The organism is Microcoleus sp. CAWBG640 (genome assembly GCF_020883015.1).
In the GTDB taxonomy this organism is placed as follows: Bacteria; Cyanobacteriota; Cyanobacteriia; order Cyanobacteriales; family Microcoleaceae; genus Microcoleus; species Microcoleus anatoxicus.
In genome coordinates this window covers 27,816-48,756 of record NZ_JAHRFC010000027.1, presented here as the reverse complement: position 1 = coordinate 48,756, position 20,941 = coordinate 27,816, and the positions used below count along the sequence as shown (strand labels likewise).

Genomic DNA, 20,941 nt, shown 5'->3' with positions numbered 1-20,941 from the left:
AGCATCCCGATTTTGTAATGGCTATAGCATGACCGCAGATAATTTATTAGTGATAACCAGAGATTTACAGCCGTCATGCTTCGCCCCTAGGAATATATTTGCACTCATTGAGATGCACCCACCACAATCAACAGACAACTAACTATCGTCCACTGACTATTTGAGTTTTTCTATCTCAAATTGTGCGTCTTTGTAACCGCCGGTAAGTCCTTGATCGAGAAAGATTTTTCCGGCTTTTTCATAGTCACTAATCGCTCCTGCTTTGTCTCCTAAAGAGCGACGCACAGCGCCTCTACCGTAGTAAGCCGCAGCATAATTGGGGTTGATCCGAATTGCTTGCACATAATCGGCGATCGCACTATTGTAATTATTTAACTGTTGGTAAATCTTGGCTCGATTGGCGTAAGCTTCAGCATCGTTGGGATTGATGCCAATGGCTGAGGTAAAATCCGCGATCGCCCCCTGTGGGTCTGCCCCTCCGTTGCGAGCTAAACCCCGATTACTAAAAGCATTATAATCATTGGGATTCATTTTCACCGCTTGAGAGCAATCCTCAATTGCTTTGGGATAATCTTTTAAGTTTAAATAAGCAATGCAGCGATTGTTATAAGGAACCGCATCCTCATCGCTCAGCGCAATGGCCTGAGTGCAATCGTCAATGGCGGCTTGATGAGCCGCCAAATTTAACTGGGTGCTGCACCGATTAGCATAAGCATCTGCATTCTTGGGATCGATCGCAATTACCTGAGAATAATCGGCAAAAGCTCCCTTATAATCTCCCAAATGAAAGCGAGCTCTCCCCCTACTGTACAAAGCTTTAGTATCTTGAGAATCGAGCTTAATTGCTTCTGTATAATCCCCAATGGCTCCCTGCAAATCTCCCCCCGCAGCGCGAGCTAATCCCCGCGAATGATAACCTTTAGCCAGTTGGGGCTGCAACCGAATCACCTCACTCAAATCTTGAATCGCCGTTTTGTAATCTTGTAAGTCCAAATAAACCACACCTCGCTCATAATAAGCATCAACATCGTTAGGTTTGAGACTCAAAACCTTAGTGTAATCCTCAAGAGCGCCTCGCTTGTCGTTAAAATCGTAGCGAGCTAACCCTCGGTTAAAATAAGCCTGAAAGTAATTAGGATCTAGAGCGATCGTCTGAGAATAATCAGCAATGGATTCCTGATACTTTTTCAAATCATAATTGGCATTAGCTCGCCGATACAAAGTCTCAGGATTGTTAGGATTGAATTTAAGTGACTGGTTAAAAGCCTCTACTGCCCCAGCAGCATCTCGATCGCGAGACTTGGCCACCCCCTGTTCGTAATATTCCCTAGCTTTCACAGGATTGGGACGATTCCAGTAATTGAACAGCAATATTAAACCTATTAGGGTCCCCAACCCAGCGAAAGCCAGCAACCAAAACCTGCTTCCCAAATTGAAAAAGGAGTTACCATAAGACCAGAATCTCGACTGAGACAGGCTGTTTTTTTGAGAATTATTTGCAGCATCGTGGCGATGTCTGATCTTGCTCAAAGCCTCCAAAACTTCCTCAGCAGATTGATAGCGCTTGCCAAATTGATGACAGACCATTTTGTCAATGATATTAGCCAAATTGTTAGAACATTGAGAGCGGTTGCGCCAGACAATTTCTCCGGTATGAGAAGGGCTTGGATCTTGCAATTTTGGCAAGTCAGTACCGGGCAATCCGGTAATAGCTTGGATAGCCATCATCCCGACTGCATAGATATCGCTGCTAAATTGTGGGTTGCCTTGAAATTGTTCGATCGGCATATAAGCCGGAGTCCCTGTCGCAATGGTTCTCGGAAATTCTGTATCATAGTCACTCAGATGAGTTGTAACTTCTTTTACCGAGCCGAAGTCAATTAAAACCAATTTTCCATCGGGTTTACGGCGGATTAAATTGGATGGATTGACATCGCGGTGAATCACTCCCTGAGAGTGGACAAAAACGAGAATTTCTAAGACTTCTTCTAGGAGGGATATCACTCGTTCTTCCGGCCAGTATTGACCAGCTACGATTTCCCTGTTTAGTGCTTGTCCCGGCACAAATTCTTCCACTAAATAGAACTGATTGCTGTCTTCAAAATATGCTAGTAAAAAGGGAATTTGATCGTGTTTTCCTAATTTTTCTAGAATTTCTGCTTCTTGTTTAAATAATCGATAAGCAGTTTTGAGAACTGTGGAAGTATTGCTGGGTGGTCGCAGTTGTTTGACTACACATTGAGGGTGGTTGGGGCGGCGAGTATCGACAGCTAAATATGTTTGTCCAAAAGCCCCAGAGCTCAGCACTTGGACTACGCGGTAACGTCCGTCTAGAAGTTGACCAACCATGTTCATATTGGTAAGGAGTAATGAAACAATTTTAGATTTGGGATTTGGGATTTGGGATTGGGAATTTGGGATTTTAAATTTATGGCTAATTTAAATCTAAAATCCCCGATCGGATAGGAATTGGTAAGGACTACAGTTAACAGTTAACTGATGAAGCATTTAGTTAAGTTGGTTAATTTGTGCTTGCGCGTCTTGAAAACCATCGCCTCTTCCTTGTTCTAGAAACAGCGTTGCAGCTTTCTGAAAATCTGCGATCGCCCCATTACGGTCTTTGAGTTGGCCACGGACGAGACCTCGACTGTAGAAAGCTGTAGCATTGTTGGGGTTGAGTTTCACTGACTGTGCAAAATCTGCAACCGCTAAATTATAGTTTTTCAGTTCCGAGTAAATATTACCGCGATTGCTATAAGCAACTGAATCACTGGGATTGAGCCGAATTGATTCGGTAAAATCGCTGATGGCACCGGCCTTGTCTCCCGAAGCGTTACGAGCCAATCCTCGATTGCTGTATGCTTTGGAATTTTTCTTGTTGAGTTCGATGGTTGAACTGCAATCTTCAGCGGCTTTCTGAAATTGTTTTAAATTCAGGTGAGCAATGCAGCGGTTATTATAAGCAGCTTCGTCTTTTGGATCGATGGTAATTGCTTGGGTACAATCTTCAATCGCTTTATCGTAGGTTGCTAAATTCAAGTAAGCGCTGCATCGGTTGGTATAAGCATCAGCTCGATCGGGCGCTAATTCGATCGCCTTAGTGTAATCTGTCATTGCTCCTTGATAATCTCCCACATTAAATCTCGATCGACCCCGACCATAATAAACACCAGCATCTGTGGGGCTAATTTGAATCGCTTGGGTAAAATCTGCCATCGCTCCTGTTTTGTCCCCAGCAGCCGATCGAGCCAAACCCCTGTTGCTATAAGCTTTAGTATCATTGGGATTCAAGCGAATTGCTTGGGTATAGTCTTCAATTGCCGCCGGATAGTCCGACAAATCGTAGTAAGCCAAAGCCCTTTGATAAAAAGCATCGGCATCAGTGGAATTCAGCCGGACTGCTTGGGTAAAATCTTCTAGAGCACCCTGCTTATTGCCTAGTTCCCGGCGGGTCAAACCTCGATTGTAGATGGCTTTACTGTGGCTGGGATTGAGTTTAATGGCTTGAGTATAATCCTCTATTGCTTGCTCCCGCGCCCCAAGGTCATAGCGAGCGTTAGCCCGCTTGTAGAAAGCTTCGGCATCGCTGGAATTCAGGGCCAGGGCTTGGGTATAATCAGCGATCGCACCTGTTTTGTCACCTTGCAGTGCCTTTTGTTGACCCTGGGCGAACAATTCCTGTGACCTCGCGGGATCTTGAGTCTGCCAATAGTAAATGAGTCCTGCTGTCAAGATTAAAGCGGAAAATGTTCCAGCAATACTGAGCAGGATGATTTGACTCGGCTTCAGAGGCGGTTGACTCATAGCTGGAGTAATGGTGGTTGGTAGCGGTGGCTCAACCTTGATTTTTCGTCTGATTTTTTTGAAGTCGGCTAAAACTTCTGCGGCACCCTGATAGCGTTCCTCAAAGTCGGAGCGCACCATTTTCTCAATAATATCTGCTAAAGCTACAGAACAATTTGCCCGATCGCCACCATTTATTTTCTGTTTCTGATTTTGTAAGGAAGCTAGTTCAAGATTTGAAAGTCCTGTGACAGCAACCAGAGCGATCGTACCTAGAGCATAGATATCGCTATTGTAGCGAGGGTTGCCTTCCCATTGTTCCATAGGTGTATATACTCTCTTGGCAACCATGGACTGTTTTTTCGCAACAGACCATTTAATTGAATTCGAGGAAGTTGGTAATGACAAATAACAATTAGCAATTTCCGGGTTCAGTTCCCCGTCTAAACGAAAGTCAGTTAACACCCATTTCCCATCAGACTGACGCCTAATCAGATTATCTGGTTCAATTCTGCCATGAATGAAGCCGTTCTCATGTATAAACACCAAAACTTCTAATACTTCCTCAAGCAAACCAATTACTTTTTTTTGAGTCCAAGGTTGACCTGGGATTAGTTCCGTGCTTAAAGGTTCCCCAGCAATTAATTCTTCAATTAAGTATAAACTTCGATTTTCGGCAACATAAGCCGATAATTCGGGGATTTGGTGGTTTTCCCCCAATTTTTCAAATTTTTCGGCGTTTCTTTGAAATATAGTTTGGACTGATTCAGGAATCTGCGAACTCTTACCGGGAAGTCGCATTTTTCTAACCAGGCATTGCGGAGAACCCCGACGGTGAGTATCTGCTGCCAAATAGGTGGTTCCCACCTCACTTGAGTCTGTGACTTTAATGATGCGGTAACGTCTGTCTAGAAGTTGACCAATCATGATATGCCCTCATCCCTGTTAATGATTGAATTTTCGCATAAAATCAGGAGAGTTAGTCGATGACTATAACATTAAAATTAGCATCAGTCTGCTCCCCGTAGCCCTTAGACATCTCCTAAAAACACAGTCAACAATATGAAGAAATAAGAAGCAAGAATATCCCTGGGGAAATGCAATAATAAACTTGTCGGATGCCTCAGACTTTCAATACAGTAATTAAAAATGGCTGAATCGTTAACAAAAGGAGGAACGATCGCTGCGATCGCCACTGCCATCGTCCCCCAACAAGGTAGCGTCGGCATTGTGCGAGTTTCCGGCTCCCAAGCTCTCAAAATTGCCCAAACTTTGTTTCGCAGTCCAGGAAAGCAAATTTGGGACTCTCACCGAATTATTTATGGCTATATCCACCACCCCCAAACTCAAGAATTAGTCGATGAAGCTTTACTATTAATTATGAAAGCACCGCGTTCTTTTACCCGCGAAGATGTGGTAGAATTTCACTGTCACGGCGGGATTATGGCCGTGCAGCAAGTCTTGCAATTGTGTTTGGAAAACGGAGCTAGATTGGCGCAACCGGGAGAGTTTTCCCTGCGAGCTTTTTTGAACGGAAGACTAGATTTAACTCAAGCTGAAAGCATCGCTGATTTGGTGGGAGCCCAATCTCCGGCTGCTGCCCAAAGTGCTTTGGCCCGGTTGCAAGGAAAATTGGCTAAGCCAATTCGTCAATTGAGAACAATTTGTTTAGATGTGTTAGCGGAAATTGAAGCCAGAATAGATTTTGAGGAAGATTTGCCGCCTTTAAACGAGGCTCAAATAGTGTTAGAAATAACTCAGGTTTTGGAGCAATTGTCAACTATTTTGGCCACAGCCGATCGCGGAGAGTTGTTGAGAAGCGGTTTGAAAGTGGCGATCGTCGGCCGCCCAAATGTGGGAAAATCCAGTTTATTGAATGCGTGGAGTAGGAGCGATCGGGCGATCGTCACTGACTTGCCCGGTACAACGCGGGATGTGGTAGAATCCCAGTTAGTTGTCGGCCCAATTCCAGTGCAGGTGCTAGACACTGCGGGAATTCGGGAAACGGAAGACAAAGTAGAAAAGATCGGAGTTGAGCGATCGCGCGCCGCAGCAAAGCAAGCCGATCTAGTATTATTGACAATAGACGCACAATCGGGATGGACAGAACAAGATTCAGAAATTTACGAACAAGTAAAACACCGCCAACTAATCATCATCATCAACAAAATCGACCTAGTAAAAACCACCCCAAAACTACCATTTTCCTCTGAAAATCACCGAATAGTCACCACCGCCGCCGCCCTAGATCGAGGCATAGAAGACTTAGAAACCGCCATCTTAGATGCCGTAAATTGCGACAACTTGCAAGCAGAAAACCTAGACTTAGCAATTAATCAGCGGCAAGCAGCCGTCATCACCAAAGCCAAATTTTGTATAGAACAATGCTTAGTTACGATTAGCGATAAATTGCCGTTAGATTTCTGGACAATAGACTTGCGTGGTGCAATTCAAGCCCTAGGAGAAGTTACGGGAGACGAGGTGACAGAATCAGTATTGGATAGAATCTTTAGTAGATTTTGTATTGGGAAATAAGGAACTCGGCGGTTGAAACCGCGACTATACAAACAAAGTCTGCCTCCGCAGACTAAGAAATCGAGAAAATAGGTAAATAGGTCATTGTTTTGCGACATACCAAAGTTTATTTGCACCTACCTACTTAGTTTTGGCAAATTCACCAAATATGGAAACACATTTTACCCTGACTATTTTCCAAGTCAGGGTTATTTTTTGATACCTATTTTTTCAAAACAAATATAGGACTTATACCAATTTAATGTGAAGTTGCACATATTTCGATCCCCCTAAATCCCCCTTAAGAAGGGGGACTTTGATCGGAATCTTGTCCCCCCCTTATTAAGGGGGGCTAGGGGGGATCGGATTCTATGCAGCTTCATAAAAAATTGGTATACGCGAAGGCCCAGAAACCGGGTTTTTTACCAAAATACTTCGTTCCAAACCATAAATTAAATGAAAAACCCGGTTTCTTTGTCGGAGTTTATAAATCTTATATATTCACCGTCAATTATTCGCGTCTACTCTAGATGGTGTTTATTTATGTGCAGCTACTTAACAACCAAAAAACAATCAAGATCGAGGCCTACCCAAAGTAGTAATATAAACCACTGCTTCATCAGCGGGAATTCCCAAAACCTCATTTACCTTATCATCAAAAAATCCGGCAATCCCACTCACACCCAAACGCAATTGAATCGCCGCCAAATTCAGCCGCTGGCCCAAATGACCTGCATCCATGTGCAAATAACGGTAAACGCGATCGCCATATTTAGCCACCGCCTTCTTTAAATCCGCCGTATGAAACAACAAAACCGCCGCATCTCTTCCTAATTCTTGGCCCAAGCACAAATAGTGCAACTCCCTACGGAAATTCTTAAACCTAATTTGTCGCAACTCTTGAGCTTTCGGAGCATAATAATAACAGCCTTCTTCCAGACCATTCACGGCAGATACTGCTACAAAAGTCTCGATTAAACTCAAATCGAAATAGTCAGGATAACCATCTAATCCTTGGTCTGTGTAGTGGTGTGGCTGATAAGTAAAATCCAGCAGGGCTAGCAGTTCTGCTAAGCTCAAGGAAGCACCTGTATAGGAACGAGTAGAACGCCGTTTCAGAATTGTATTCTCTAAATTATCTAAGTGAAATCCCCAACTAATCGAAGGAGTCACCGTCGATACTTTAGTACAAAATGGGAAGTTATATTTATCTTCTATTCCCTCTTCAATTTCATTCAATTTCCAGCCATCCGTACCTGTCGTATCTGAATCCAACTGTGTAGCTTGATGGAGGTATTCTAGCAGTTGACCTTCGGGAATGTGCGGGTAATTTGTGGTGCTTCTTCCAGGTAAAGCTGTTCTGAATCTTGGTAAGTTTTGGTTGATATCTAGCAAGTCCGCTACAGCAACTACACAGATTGCTCCTTCTTGCTTGGAGTCGATGTAAAGCAATTGATTGATGGCTTCATCTGCGAATCCTCCAATCAGGTGAGGTCGGTAATCATTGAGTGCCGCAGCTAATTCGATGTTGCTCAATAAATGACCTGTGTCTAGGAAAATTCGTCTATAAGCTCGGTCTTCGTAGCGCCAAGAAGAACGGAAAAAGACATTCGTAATTGCAAGTGCCAATTTGGTATCTTCTAAGGCTGGCGACCAAAAACAAGCCGCTTGCAGAGCCAGCCAAACTTCGCTATCCCAAAAGTGGACTAGGGAATGAGTTCTCGCTTGATAATTGTAAAGTCCGGCTGGCAAATACTTAGTGCCACGGGAGATTAAATAAACCTCTGCGGGGTAAAGCCCCCCAGCCGACGGTGCCGATCGCAAATACAGCGGGCTCCCATCCATGGTGGACACTTTGGCCGTTAAACCGTAGCTGCACAACAGGAAGTTGGACAATCGATACCACCAACTGCTATCAGAATCTGCCGGGGACTCCTGTGAAGTCTCTTTGAGATAGGGCTTGAGGTCAAAATATGCTCCTATTTTATATTCTTTGAAAGGAACAGGTTGCTCTTCCCAGTCTAGCTGTCTGCTTTTGGCAGCAATGGTTTCAGGGTCATATTTTGTCCGTTGGTGGTAGTGCTGAGCAATGGATACTGGAGTTTCTGGCATAGTCAGAGTCGGAGCCTCTTTGGTTGCTAATTTGATCTTGACATTACAAACTACTTACTAGCAGCGTATAAATGGACAAATATAAAAAAAATCTTAGAAAAAAAGCGATCGTTGTTACACAAGCTTAACATAAAGAAATCAATAAGTATAAATACGCATAAACAAATCCATTAATTATTCTAATGGATGGGCAGCACTGGCTGTAGTCATAAAGGGGTAAAAATGCAAAAGCTAAGCGCTAAGGAATTGCTAGCTCAGTATTCTGAGGGAAAGCGAAACTTTGACGCCGTAGATTTAAGTGAAAATGACTTGTTTGAAGCCGATTTGCAAGAAATCAATCTTTCTGGCGGCAACTTGAGGAAAAGTTATTTACCCTACGGAAATCTGACTCAAGCTAATCTTTCTCAAACTCAGTTTCAAGATGCTGAATTGGGTGACACTCAACTTTATCAAGCCAATTTGTCTGAAGCGAACTTGTCCGGTGCTAATTTGTCAAGAGCTAATTTGCGTCACGCGAATTTGCAAGGTGCGAATTTACAGAAAGCTAATTTGCAAGGTGCGGATTTGTACAATGCAGATTTGAGTTATGCTGATTTGAGAAATGCTGATTTAAGCAGAACTAATTTGGAAAATGCCAAATTCACTAAAGCTCAATTAGCTGGGTGTAATTTATTTCGATCGCGTTTGGGAGATTTATCTGATGCTGAGTGCGATCGCACTACCATTGGCCCAGAAGGATATTAACCTGTTTGAGGTAACAAGGGCGATCGGGGGTGCATCTGTATTTGGCAAATATATTCGTAGGGGCGAAGCATGACCGCTGTAAATCTCTGGTTATCACTAATAAATTCTCTGGGGTCATGCTATAGCCATTACAAAATCGGGATGCTCCTGGCGATGGGGGCGATGGGGGCGATCGCTCTAAATTTCATAGATTTCTAATGGTAAATTATCGGGGTCCCGAAAAAAGGTAAACTGCTTTCCTGTAATCTCGTCGATGCGAATTTCTTCCACATCGATATTGTGAGATTTTAAATCAGCAATAGATTGTTTGATATCCTCAACTGCAAAAGCTAAATGCCTTAAACCGCAAGCTTCAGGATTGTTGACCCTTGCAGGAGGATGAGAAAAGGAAAAAAGCTCGATCGCCCCGCCGTTTCCCAATTGCAAATCTAGCTTGTAGGAATTTCTCTCGGCTCGGAAGGTTTCTTGGATGATGGAACACCCCAATACTTCTACATAAAATTTCTTAGAGGCTTCGTAATCAGAGCAAATAATCGCCACATGATGTATACCCGTGATTTTCATAGTTAAAAAATTAGCCGATCGCCTGTTTAAGATACCACAGCATTTACCATTATATTTGACCTTAACAACCTGCGACGTAACCGCTCCCAAATTAAGAGCGATCGCCTTTTATTTTCTCTACTATAAATTTTAATCCATAAATTTTTATATAAATAGGTACGAATTTTGATAAGATTAAAGGTTTGCAGTCAATTACAATATTTTTACCGCAGGAGACAACTACTATGGCCCGTATGTATTACGACACCGACGCTAACCTAGACCTATTAGCCAACAAAACCATTGCGATTGTCGGTTATGGCTCCCAAGGACACGCCCACGCCCTCAACCTCAAAGACAGTGGCATGAACGTGATTGTCGGCTTGTATCCCGGTAGCAAATCGGCAGCCAAAGCAACGGCAGCCGGTTTAACGGTTCACCCCGTAGACAAAGCAGCAGCAGCCGCTGACTTCATCATGATTTTGTTGCCAGATGAAGTACAAAAAACCGTTTACAAAGAACACATTGAACCCCATCTTTCCGCCGGAAAAGTTCTCGCCTTTGCCCACGGTTTTAACATTCACTTCGGTCAAGTTGTGCCCCCAGCCGATGTAGACGTAGTAATGGTTGCTCCCAAAGGCCCCGGACACTTGGTGCGACGGACTTACGAACAGGGAGAAGGTGTTCCTAGCTTGTTTGCAATCTATCAAGATGCTTCTGGTCAAGCGCGCGATCGGGCAATGGCCTATGCTAAAGGTATCGGCGGCACCAGAGCAGGCATCCTCGAAACCACCTTCCGCGAAGAAACCGAAACCGATCTTTTTGGCGAACAAGTAGTTTTGTGCGGCGGTTTAAGCGCCCTGATCAAAGCTGGATTTGAAACCTTAGTTGACGCCGGATACCAACCAGAATTAGCTTATTTTGAATGCTTGCATGAAGTCAAACTGATTGTTGACTTAGTAGTGGAAGGAGGACTTGCCAAAATGCGCGATAGCATCTCCAACACCGCAGAATACGGCGACTTGACTCGTGGTCCCCGCATCGTCACCGATCAAACCCGCGCTGAAATGCGGAAAATTCTCAGCGAAATTCAATCTGGCCAATTTGCCCGCGAATTCGTTCTGGAAAACCAAGCTGGCAAACCAGGATTTACTTCTATGCGCCGTCAGGAAGCAGAACATCCTATCGAAGAAGTCGGCAAAGATTTGCGCGCCATGTTTAGCTGGTTGAAAAAGCACTAAAATGTGAAAGATTAGGGGCATCAGTTATAGGTTGTTAGTTAGTTATTCTGGGTTATTTGTTATCTATCGTTTGTGATTAGTTAGTTATTATAATAACAAATAACTAATAACCAATAACAACTAACCAATAACTAATAACCTATAACCTAGCCCCAATCCCTCTGCTCCCTAGCTCCGTAAGGATGTCTCACTGAATCCCAGTTAATATAAATCCTGTTTTGTCCTCAACGGTTGGGACTAGGGCTTTTTTGCAGTTGATCGATATCCCGTTGTCTTTGCTGGTTGAAATCCTTGGGTTTGAGCCATGATGGCCACAACCCGACTACGAATTTTCGACTTGTCACGCTGGCATCCCTTGCGGGTTTGGGGAGAAAAGTCCAACTGTCACCGTAGATGATAAACAGTGCTGTTACCAATAGTAACAGCGGGATGAAGTTTCTTTTAGCCATAGCAATTTTGGAGTAGACTTTTTCAAAGTGCTTGATATATATATTTTGCCCTTTAACAGCCAGAAAATATCACTAGGGTGTGCCTGCCCAGTTAAAAATTATGTTTTCTAAGTTAAAACTGAGAAACTCGATCCTGATTGGATACCTTTTACCAATTATTTCTTTGATAGTATTAAGCCTATTTACTTATAAGATGGCAATGCGGAGAGAAAACTTGTCAGCAACTGTCAGGCGTTCTCAAAATACTATTATCAGCGCCGAACGTTTAAATAGTGGCTTCTCTAGAATGCTCAGAAATGTGAGGGGAGCCGTGCTGTTTCCCGAAGATCCAAGCTACATAACCAGCTATGAAGCTGGATGGAATATTTATTTAACTTCCTCATCCGAATTACAAAATATTCTGACTAATCCTCATGAAAAAGAGGAATTTGAACGCATAAAATCGGAAATAACAAAGCTTGATATTAATTCTAGAAAAGTGTTTGATTTGTTAAAAACAGGTAATAATTTATCTGCTAAAAATCTCACAAGTTCCCTGAGATCAAAAGAAATTGAATCAGCACAAGAACGGCTGCTGGCAGAACAACAAGCCTTGTTAGACGCAGCGTACAAAGCAGAACAAGACGAGACTACGTGGCTGTTTACTATCATTGTCATCGGTACTGCTTTGTCTGCATTGACTTCTTTGAGGCTGGGTTTTGTCATCGCCTCTAAAATTGTCAGAATTATCGATCTAACAGCCGTGGCGATCGCCGATTCTGCGGTGGAAATTGTCGCTACAGTCGAACAGCAAGAAGCCATTGCTAGTCAGCAGTCAGCCGCAGTCAATGAAACCAGTGTGACAATGGAAGAGTTGGGGGCATCCTCCAAAACTACGGCAGGGCAAGCAGAATCAGCAGTAAATGGAGCACTTAAAGCATTAAATTTAGCTGAAGGAGGAACCGAAGCAGTAATCCGTACTTTAGAAGGAATGACTCTATTAAAAGAAAAAGTAGAAGCGATCGCAGCCCAAATTCTACAATTAAACGCCCAAACTAAACAAATTGCAAATATCGCATATTTAGTCAGCGAATTTGCCAGCCAAACGAATATGCTAGCCCTAAATGCAGCAGTAGAAGCCGTCCGCGCCGGCGAAAACGGTAGAGGTTTTGCAGTGATTGCAGGAGAAATTAGATTGTTAGCCGATCGCAGCAAAGAATCAGCCGAAAACATCAACAACCTCGTCACGGATATTCAAAAAGCGATCAATACTACAGCGAAAGTAACATCAGAAGGCACGCAAACCGTAGATGAAGGAATGCAGCTAGCTCAAGGTACAGCCAAAGCCTTCAGCGATGTAGCAAATGCCATCAACAACATTGCAGTTAGCACTCAACAAATTTCTTTGACTGCACAGCAACAAGCATTAGCAGTGGAGCAAGTAGTGGAAGCCATGAGACAAATTAATCAAGGTTCTACACAAACCAACAGTGGGGTTGCTCACACCAAATTTACCACTCAAAATCTTAACCAAGCGGCGCAAAATCTCAAACAGTATTTTTAGTTATTGGTTATTGGTTATATCAAATCCGGTAGCATCGTCCTGTATTCATCTCTCTTCTCTTCCTCTGTGTTCTCTGCGCTCTCTGTGGTTAAATCCTGACTATGCAACCGGAAATGATATTATTTATTATTTGTTATTTGTTGTTGGTTGTTGGTTATTAGTTATAGCGGTTCTCAAGCTTTGTTAGGTAAACTTCTACTACCCTTCGACTCAGGAGCGAAGGGCAGCAGAATTTCCCTAGGCCCTACTTATTCTGCTCCATAAAACTTTTTACAATTGCATTAGCTTCCGGGGGAATCTCTGTCACCAGTCGCACCGGAAGTGCTGGTGTAGAAGCAAATTGGGCATAATCTGGTGTTAAAAAAACTGCATACTTATCAGCATCCGCCGTCATTTGAGCAGCCATCGCCAAACTTACAGCTTTAATATAGTTGCGAATACTAACAGCTTTTTCCCCGACTACTTCATCACCGGTAATCACTGTACTCGGCTTACCAACTTGATCTAAAGTTGTACTGGGGTCTTTCACACTTAAATGCGTTGCGCCTACAAACCCAACTAGCCATTTGGGAGAGGGGATTTGGGGAAATCCGACAATTTGTTCGACTAACGCCGGAGTGGTTTTATCGGCAGAAGCAGCAACTATTAATGTGGGAATTTCTATCTTACTTAAACCTGTTTCTCCAAATAACAAAGAAGTCGTAGGATTCATGGCGATCGCCCTTTTAATTCTGGGATCGCGCAATTGATAACGTTCCTCTGGTAATCCGGCGGCCGCGCACTGAATGCCTTCGCCCAAACTTAAAGTAATCAAATCCGCCTGACACCGCTGTTTAAGACGGCCCAATTGCATCTCGGCACCGGCCAAGGACAAAGCAGTTGCGCCACCGAAGGAATATCCAATTACCATGGATTTGTCGATCGCAATTTTTCCCTGCAAATTAACATCTGTTTTGTTCAATTTTGCCAATTCATCGAGGACAAAACTGATATCCTTGGGACGGTTCAAAAACTCTTGAGGAGCTATCAACCGCGATTGACCAACAATCGCAGCATTAGTGTTGGCTTCATTGCTTCCGGGATGTTCCAAAGCTGCTACCACATAGCCGTGAGACGCCAAATGTTCGGCTAAATAGCGCAAATCTGTACGCACAGAACCCAAACCGTGAGAAAACACGATCGTCGGCTTGTCGGCTGTGGCGGCCTTCGACCAATAAACATCAACGGGAATACGCCGATCGCGCGCGGTATCATTTAAATCTAGCTTAAGTACCTGCACTGCATTCGGGCCGGCTTGGCTAGCATCAAAGGGCAGATTCAGCGCTGCTTTATTGGCTCCTAACTGAGGTGCGATCGCCGCCATAAACCGTTGAGTTTGCCAGAAACCAGTATTCAAATTGGCCAACACCGCAAAAGCGCGATCGAGATCCACTACTACCCGTCGCCCCGGATAATTTTCAATAAAACTCAATACCGACAAACCTTCAGGCTTATTTGCTCCCAAAACTAAGGCCGCTCGTAGTGCTTCGACACCCGCACCGTCGCGCCTAGGTATGACAGTGGTGAGATCTGCGAGAATCGCAGTACCAACGCGAGTATTCAGCAAGCTGCTGAGCCCCACGATATTCAGGGGAATTTTGGCTTTGAGAGCTCCAAAGATTTGACTCCGTTGTTCCGAGGAGAGGAGATTGGCGTAACTTTGAAGGCCATCCGGGACTTTTCCGGTTTCCACGAGCGATCGCAAATCCGCCACCGATATGGAAGATTCTAAAAAACCTTTGCGAACCACAACCGTTTGGGCCGCTTGTGCGGGGGCAAAAGTGCCACTGAAAGTGCTCATGGCGATAATGCTAATCATACTTGCCAGGGACGACAACCACTTACATCCTAATTTGTTGCTCATTTTTACTCGCTCGTAATTGTTAATAATATATCCACAATCAGAATACTCTCAAAACTTTTCTGATTCTGGCAAAAGATCGCTTTTGCTCGATCGAACCCGAGAGCGCCACCCCTGCAACTGTAGCAATCGTAAAATGAATTTTTTCCTTACACTCACATAAAATTTATACTTATTATACTTAAGTAATACTTTTTGAGATATACTCTTGGCTGCTACTTTCAATATAAGTTATAGTTGATACTCCCAGCTTACTTAGGCTGTTTGACTTAGGTAAGATAACAAGCTCGATCGTACTCATCTCACAGTCACCACTTTAACAGCTATGCAAATACTTCCGGGCTACCGCATCAGCGCCTCAATTTCTGAAGGCTTCAATACCAGCGTCTACCGCGGCATTAGAAACTCAGACGAACAACCAGTAATCATCAAAATTCTCAAGGCAGAATTTCCCACCCTAGAACAAATTACCCGCTTAAAACACGAATATAAAATCACTCAAAATTTGCACATTGAAGGTATAGTCAAAGCCTACAGCCTCGAAACATATCAAAACCGAATAGCTCTGATTTTAGAAGACTTTGGCGGAGATGTCCTCAGCCATTCAACAAAACTTAATTTACCAGCCTTTCTAAAGATCGCCGTTCAACTAGCATCAACACTCAAATCGCTGCACAGAAACAGCATCATTCACAAAGACATAAAACCATCCAATATTATCATCAATTCAGCCACAGGAACCGTCAAGATTACCGACTTCAGCGTTGCTTCCCGCCTCAGAAAAGAAAACCCGCAACTCAACAACATCAACTTAGTAGAAGGTACTGTCGCTTATATGTCTCCCGAACAAACCGGGAGAATGAATCGCACCTTAGATTATCGCACAGACTTTTATTCCCTAGGTGTCACATTTTACGAAATGCTGACAGGTAAATTACCTTTTAACAACAGCGATATTTTAGAAATTGTGCACTGTCACATCGCCAAACAAGCCATACCGCCCGAAAAATTAAATCCAGAGATTCCTCAAGTTATTTCCGATATTGTCATGAAGCTGTTAGAGAAAAATGCTGAAGATAGGTATCAAACTGCCCAAGGGCTGAAAGCCGATTTAGAAAATTGTTTTAATTCACTACAACAGGTTGGAGAAATTGTCAACTTTACACCGGGACAATTAGATAGATCGGGACAATTATTAATCCCTCAAAAACTCTACGGGCGGGAAGCAGAAGTCGAGCGGCTGCTAGCTGCTTTTGACAGAGTTAGCGATACTCCGCAACAGCCAATAACTCAGAATGAGAATTCAGAACCAGCCTTAAAAATCGGATCTGGTAGAAGCGAAATCCTATTAGTTTCCGGTTACTCCGGCATTGGCAAAACCGCGATAGTCAATGAAATTTACAAGCCGATCGTCCGGCAGCGAGGTTATTTTGTCAAGGGCAAATTCGACCAATTCAAGCGCGACATTCCCTATGCAGCTTTGATTCAAGCTTTTCAGTCTTTAATCTGGCAGTTACTGACAGAAAATACAGACAAACTGGAAAATTGGCGACAAAAAATATCAGCAGCTTTGGGCGAGCAAGGTAAGGTAATTGCTGGGGTAATTCCTGAAGTTGAGCTAATTATTGGCAAACAGCCAGAAGTACCGCAACTAGGGCCGGCAGAAACTCAAAATCGCTTTAACCAAATCTTCAAAAAATTTATCAGCGTCTTTACTACGAAAGAACATCCCCTCGCCATCTTTTTAGACGATTTGCAGTGGGCAGATGTCGCATCGCTGAATTTAATGCAACTGCTGGTTAGCGATGCTGAAAGCCTACATTTGCTGTTGATTGGAGCATATCGCGATAACGAAGTTTCTCCGACTCATCCGCTGGTGCACGCGATCGCCGAAATAGAAAAAACAGGCACTCCTATTCACAATATTGTCCTGCAACCGTTAGATTTTCGCAATGTCAACGAGTTAATAACTGATACCATCGGCATCTCTCAAAATGACGCTGAAACACGAGAATTATCTCGTTTCCAGGCAGAGACTGGTAACGCAGAAACCGGAGGCTATGCCTCCAGAATTGACGAGGCAGAGCCTCTATATCTTCATTCCCAGGCTGAGCTTGGGAACGAGAAAAAAGTGAAGCTACTAGCTGAGTTGATCTTTAATAAAACTGGTGGAAATCCATTTTTCTTAACGCAACTCCTGCAAGCACTGTATCAAGAAAAACTGTTAAGATTTGAATTTGACAGCGGCAATTGGCAGTGGAATTTAGAGGAAATTCAGGCGATCGGAATTACCGACAAAAACGTAGTAGAACTAATAGCCAGTCGCATCGAAAAACTGCCGGAAACGACTCAACAAATTTTAAAATTGGCTGCTTGCATCGGCAACATATTTACTCTAGATGTTTTGTCTGTTGTCAGCAAAGAATCACCTACTGTGACAGCTAGCGAACTCTGGCCCGCACTGCAAAGCGGATTAGTCCTCCCCTTGAACGATGCTTACAAAATCCCCTTAGTTGGAGACTGGGAATTGGGTGATTTCCGGCTGCTTGCTGATTCGCGATCGCAAATTTCCTACAAATTCCTGCACGATAGAGTACAGCAAGCAGCTTACTCTCTCATCCCCGACAGCGACAAGAAAGCAACTCACCTAAAAATCGGTCAACTGCTGCTACAAAATGGCGGGCACAGTTCGACTTCGCTCACTGACCGCGGGGGCGCAGCCCCTACGGCATCTGAGCTCGCAGAAAATGTCTTTGATATTGTCAACCAACTGAATATCGGCGTTGAATTCATCACCGAAAAAACAGAAAAAGATGAACTGGCAAAACTCAATCTCATAGCTGGCAAAAAAGCCAAAGCATCAAACGCTTACGAAGCCGCTGTCAGGTATTTGAATGCGGGTTTAGAATTGTTGGCGGCTGATAGTTGGCAGACTGATTATCAGTTGACGCTGAATCTTTATGTAGCAGCAACCGAAGCAGAATATCTCAATACTAACTTTGAGCGATCGCAATATTTAGCCGATGTCGTTTTGCAACAAGCTGTTAGCGTACTCGACAAAATTAAGGTCTACGAAATCCAAATCCAGTCTTATATGTCTCAAAACCAGATGCTAAAAGCCATTGATACTGGTTTAAGAGCTTTGGAAATATTGGGATTTTTCCTGTCGGAAATCCCCCCAGAGGGGCTGGCTGGAATCAAGTTACCTCAACTTGAGGAACTAGACAATATTCCAGTAATGACTGATGAATATCAGTTAGCCACAATGCGGATACTTTCGGTTATTCTTACTCCTGCTTTTGCTGGAAAACCAGAATTATTCCCGCAGATCATCTTCACAATGGTGGATCTTTGTGTTAAATATGGTCATTCAGCGCTTGGGGCGATCGCCTATAGTTGGTATGGCTTGCTGCTGGCTGGGGCCTTAGGAGAGATAGACGCGGGATATCATGCTGGAAAGCTATCATTAAAGTTATTAGAGCAATTCAATGCTAAAGAATTCAAGTGCAAAATCTACCACTTATTTAACACTTTTGTCCGCCACTGGAAAGAACACGCTAGAGAAACAATTCCACCTTTAATGGAGGCGATTCAAAGCGGTTTAGAAACAGGAGATTTAGAATTTAGCAGTTATAATGCTTTGAACTGTTGTTCTTGCCCATTTTTGATTGGTGAACCTCTGGAAAATGTCAATGTTAAACAAATAAAGTACCTCGAATTATCGCTCAAACTCAAACAAAATATATCGAGTGAATTGCTATCGATTTGGGGACAAATTATTTTAAACCTGATCGGGAAATCCGAGAGCAAATCTCAGTTAATAGGTGACAGATTTAATGAAGTCGAAAGCTTGCCTCGGTTGCAAGCCACTAACAATTATATGTCACTTTTTACAGTTTATTTTGCTAAAATGCTGCTTTCTTACTTGTTTAAAGAATCGGAGCAAGCCCTGGCTAGCGCATCTTTAGCAGCAGAATATGCAAAAGCAGCAGTTGGCTTCATGATGATTGGTACCCACAATCTTTACTATTCGCTGGCACTCTTAGCTGTGTACCCAACTGCTGACAGCGAACAACAACAACAATACTTGATGCAAGTGGTGGCGAACCAAGAAAAAATGCAAAAATGGGCGCACCATGCCCCCATGAATTATCAGCACAAGTATGACCTGGTTGAAGCAGAAACAGCCAGGATTTTGGGTAAAAATTGGGTAGCAACAGAGTATTATGACCGAGCTATTGAAGGAGCAAAAGAGCAGGGATACCTCCAAGAAGAAGCCCTAGCCAACGAACTAGCAGCCGAATTTTACTACTCTTGCAATAAAGATAAAATCGCTCTAGTTTATCTCACAGAAGCCTACTACGGTTATATTCGCTGGGGAGCGATCGCCAAAGTTAAAGATTTAGAAGCCAGATATCCGCAATTAGTTGCCCAAACCCTCAACCAACCACCTAAAAGTAGCAATGTCAGTGCGATCGCTACGACAACTACTACTAATAGCAGTTTGGGAAATGCCTTAGATGTAGGTACTTTTATCAAAGCATCTCAAGCCATTACCAGCGAAATTGTATTGGACAAATTGCTAGCTAGCTTAATCACAATATTGTTAGAGAATGCCGCCGCTCAAAAAGCAGTGTTGATGCTGTTCAAAGGGGATAGGCTATTGATAGAAGCCACCTGCACCGCCGAAAAACAACAAGCCACTGTTTTGCAATCTATTCCTGTGGAAAACAGCCTGGATTTGCCAACTTCGGCTGTTAACTATGTTGCCAGAACCCATCAAAATTTGGTTTTGCACGATGCGACATCGGAGACTTTATTTAACACAGATGCGTACATTGTCAGCAACCAACCAAAATCAATTTTGTGTGCGCCTATCGTCAATAAAGGTCATCTTACGGGCATAATTTACCTCGAAAATAACTTGGCTGCGGGTGCATTTACTGCTGAGAGATTGCAAATTTTAAATTTGTTAACCGCGCAAGTTGCCATTGCTGTAGAAAATGCCCAACTCTACGCCAGAGAGCAAGAAAAATCCCAGCTACTCGAACAATCTTTGCACAAATTGCAGCAAACTCAAGCTCAACTCGTGCAAACGGAAAAAATCTCTAGTTTGGGACAGTTGGTAGCAGGAGTTGCTCACGAAGTCAATAACCCTGTTGGCTTTATTTCTGGCAATCTCCACTACGCCGTCGCAAATATTAATGACTTGATTAATTTTGTGAATCTTTATCAGGAACACTATCCGAATCCAGTAGCGGAAATTGTCGAAGCAGCAGCCGAAATCAATCTCGATTATCTGATCGCAGATTTGCCGAAAATGCTGGCTTCGATGAAGCTAGGAACCGATCGCATTCGCGAGATTATGCAATCGCTGCGGAACTTTTCGCGAATTGACGGGAATCAGAAACAAGCAGCCGATATTCACGCTGGAATTGATAGCACGTTGATGATTTTGCAGCACCGCTTGAAAGCTCAACCCGATCGCCCTGCAATTCAAGTGATTAAAAAATACGGCGATTTGCCTTTAGTTAAGTGTTACAGCGGACAACTGAATCAGGTATTTATGAATTTGCTGGGAAATGCGATCGATGCTTTGAATGAATCTAATGCCGATCGCACTTATGATGAGATAGAAAGTTGCCCCAATACGATCGAGATTCGCACTTGTATTCAGGAAGGTACGACACTCGCCATCTCGATTGCTGACAATGGGTGTGGGATGACACCAGAAGTGCGATCGAAATTGCTGGAACCATTCTTTACCACAAAACCAGCCGGAAAAGGTACCGGATTGGGATTATCTATTTCGCAGTCGATTGTCGCCGAAAAGCACGGAGGCATACTTAAATGTAACTCAACACCGGGAGCAGGAACCGAGTTTGTAATTGAAATTCCGCTCTCTGACTCGATTAGTTAAATCGTTTCCGGCTGCGCCGGAATGATATAGAGGATACGGCACTGCCGTTTCCCTGCCGCCGCAAATAATACCGTAGGGACACGACACTGTCCATTGGTGTCAACTTAACGTCAAACCGATAGTCCGACAGGGGTTTAAACCCCTGTCTCAAAGCTAAAGTCCTCTAAAAGAGGACTAATGAGTTGAGATTCT

General features: G+C 43.5%; 11 protein-coding genes. 5 read left to right on the top strand and 6 right to left on the bottom strand.

The genetic code is table 11. The features are described from left to right. Nucleotides 1-156 precede the first annotated feature (156 nt). Nucleotides 157-2,349, bottom strand: a complete 2,193-nt coding sequence (locus AAFP11_RS15480; RefSeq protein ID WP_341737873.1) for a tetratricopeptide repeat protein — start codon at nucleotides 2,347-2,349, stop codon at nucleotides 157-159. Nucleotides 2,350-2,508: 159 nt separating this feature from the next. Next, nucleotides 2,509-4,710 carry a tetratricopeptide repeat protein gene (locus AAFP11_RS15475; RefSeq protein ID WP_341737872.1) on the bottom strand — a complete coding sequence of 734 codons (2,202 nt, stop codon included), beginning with the start codon at nucleotides 4,708-4,710 and terminating at the stop codon, nucleotides 2,509-2,511. A 222-nt stretch (nucleotides 4,711-4,932) separates the two neighbouring features. Here AAFP11_RS15475 and mnmE point away from each other — a divergent pair, with 222 nt between their 5' ends. After that, nucleotides 4,933-6,318, top strand: coding sequence for a tRNA uridine-5-carboxymethylaminomethyl(34) synthesis GTPase MnmE (gene mnmE, locus AAFP11_RS15470; RefSeq protein ID WP_341737871.1), 1,386 nt, complete (start codon nucleotides 4,933-4,935; stop codon nucleotides 6,316-6,318). Nucleotides 6,319-6,870: 552 nt separating this feature from the next. Here the strand turns inward: mnmE and AAFP11_RS15465 are convergent. Further along, nucleotides 6,871-8,409 carry a SagB/ThcOx family dehydrogenase gene (locus AAFP11_RS15465; protein ID WP_341737870.1) on the bottom strand — a complete coding sequence of 513 codons (1,539 nt, stop codon included), beginning with the start codon at nucleotides 8,407-8,409 and terminating at the stop codon, nucleotides 6,871-6,873. A gap of 222 nt (nucleotides 8,410-8,631) precedes the next feature. Here AAFP11_RS15465 and AAFP11_RS15460 point away from each other — a divergent pair, with 222 nt between their 5' ends. Next, nucleotides 8,632-9,153, top strand: coding sequence for a pentapeptide repeat-containing protein (locus AAFP11_RS15460; protein ID WP_341737869.1), 522 nt, complete (start codon nucleotides 8,632-8,634; stop codon nucleotides 9,151-9,153). A 177-nt stretch (nucleotides 9,154-9,330) separates the two neighbouring features. On the opposite strand, the gene AAFP11_RS15455 is transcribed toward AAFP11_RS15460, so the two are convergent. After that, nucleotides 9,331-9,717: a VOC family protein gene (locus tag AAFP11_RS15455; RefSeq protein WP_341737868.1), complete on the bottom strand. Its 387-nt coding sequence runs from the start codon at nucleotides 9,715-9,717 to the stop codon at nucleotides 9,331-9,333. Between the two features lie 224 nt (nucleotides 9,718-9,941). Here AAFP11_RS15455 and ilvC point away from each other — a divergent pair, with 224 nt between their 5' ends. Beyond that, nucleotides 9,942-10,937, top strand: a complete 996-nt coding sequence (gene ilvC, locus AAFP11_RS15450; RefSeq protein WP_341737867.1) for a ketol-acid reductoisomerase — start codon at nucleotides 9,942-9,944, stop codon at nucleotides 10,935-10,937. A gap of 224 nt (nucleotides 10,938-11,161) precedes the next feature. Here the strand turns inward: ilvC and AAFP11_RS15445 are convergent, their stop codons facing one another. Beyond that, nucleotides 11,162-11,386, bottom strand: coding sequence for a hypothetical protein (locus AAFP11_RS15445; RefSeq protein WP_341737866.1), 225 nt, complete (start codon nucleotides 11,384-11,386; stop codon nucleotides 11,162-11,164). Nucleotides 11,387-11,585: 199 nt separating this feature from the next. On the opposite strand from AAFP11_RS15445, the gene AAFP11_RS15440 reads away from it, so the two are divergent. Next, complete coding sequence (locus AAFP11_RS15440; RefSeq protein ID WP_341737865.1) at nucleotides 11,586-12,929, top strand: methyl-accepting chemotaxis protein; 1,344 nt, start codon at nucleotides 11,586-11,588, stop codon at nucleotides 12,927-12,929. Between the two features lie 244 nt (nucleotides 12,930-13,173). On the opposite strand, the gene AAFP11_RS15435 is transcribed toward AAFP11_RS15440, so the two are convergent. Then, on the bottom strand, nucleotides 13,174-14,832 hold the full coding sequence (locus AAFP11_RS15435; protein WP_341737864.1) for an alpha/beta hydrolase: 1,659 nt from the start codon (nucleotides 14,830-14,832) through the stop codon (nucleotides 13,174-13,176). Between the two features lie 322 nt (nucleotides 14,833-15,154). On the opposite strand from AAFP11_RS15435, the gene AAFP11_RS15430 reads away from it, so the two are divergent. Then, nucleotides 15,155-20,749, top strand: a complete 5,595-nt coding sequence (locus AAFP11_RS15430; RefSeq protein WP_341737863.1) for an ATP-binding sensor histidine kinase — start codon at nucleotides 15,155-15,157, stop codon at nucleotides 20,747-20,749. The last annotated feature ends 192 nt before the right edge of the window (nucleotides 20,750-20,941 follow it).

Excerpts from the sequence above, each read along its gene's own strand:
- AAFP11_RS15480 (WP_341737873.1), bottom strand. The coding sequence starts at position 2,349 with ATGGTTGGTCAACTTCTAGACGGACGTTACCGCGTAGTCCAAGTGCTG.
- AAFP11_RS15475 (WP_341737872.1), bottom strand. The coding sequence starts at position 4,710 with ATGATTGGTCAACTTCTAGACAGACGTTACCGCATCATTAAAGTCACA.
- mnmE (WP_341737871.1), top strand. The coding sequence starts at position 4,933 with ATGGCTGAATCGTTAACAAAAGGAGGAACGATCGCTGCGATCGCCACT.
- AAFP11_RS15465 (WP_341737870.1), bottom strand. The coding sequence starts at position 8,409 with ATGCCAGAAACTCCAGTATCCATTGCTCAGCACTACCACCAACGGACA.
- AAFP11_RS15460 (WP_341737869.1), top strand. The coding sequence starts at position 8,632 with ATGCAAAAGCTAAGCGCTAAGGAATTGCTAGCTCAGTATTCTGAGGGA.
- AAFP11_RS15455 (WP_341737868.1), bottom strand. The coding sequence starts at position 9,717 with ATGAAAATCACGGGTATACATCATGTGGCGATTATTTGCTCTGATTAC.
- ilvC (WP_341737867.1), top strand. The coding sequence starts at position 9,942 with ATGGCCCGTATGTATTACGACACCGACGCTAACCTAGACCTATTAGCC.
- AAFP11_RS15445 (WP_341737866.1), bottom strand. The coding sequence starts at position 11,386 with ATGGCTAAAAGAAACTTCATCCCGCTGTTACTATTGGTAACAGCACTG.
- AAFP11_RS15440 (WP_341737865.1), top strand. The coding sequence starts at position 11,586 with ATGCGGAGAGAAAACTTGTCAGCAACTGTCAGGCGTTCTCAAAATACT.
- AAFP11_RS15435 (WP_341737864.1), bottom strand. The coding sequence starts at position 14,832 with ATGAGCAACAAATTAGGATGTAAGTGGTTGTCGTCCCTGGCAAGTATG.
- AAFP11_RS15430 (WP_341737863.1), top strand. The coding sequence starts at position 15,155 with ATGCAAATACTTCCGGGCTACCGCATCAGCGCCTCAATTTCTGAAGGC.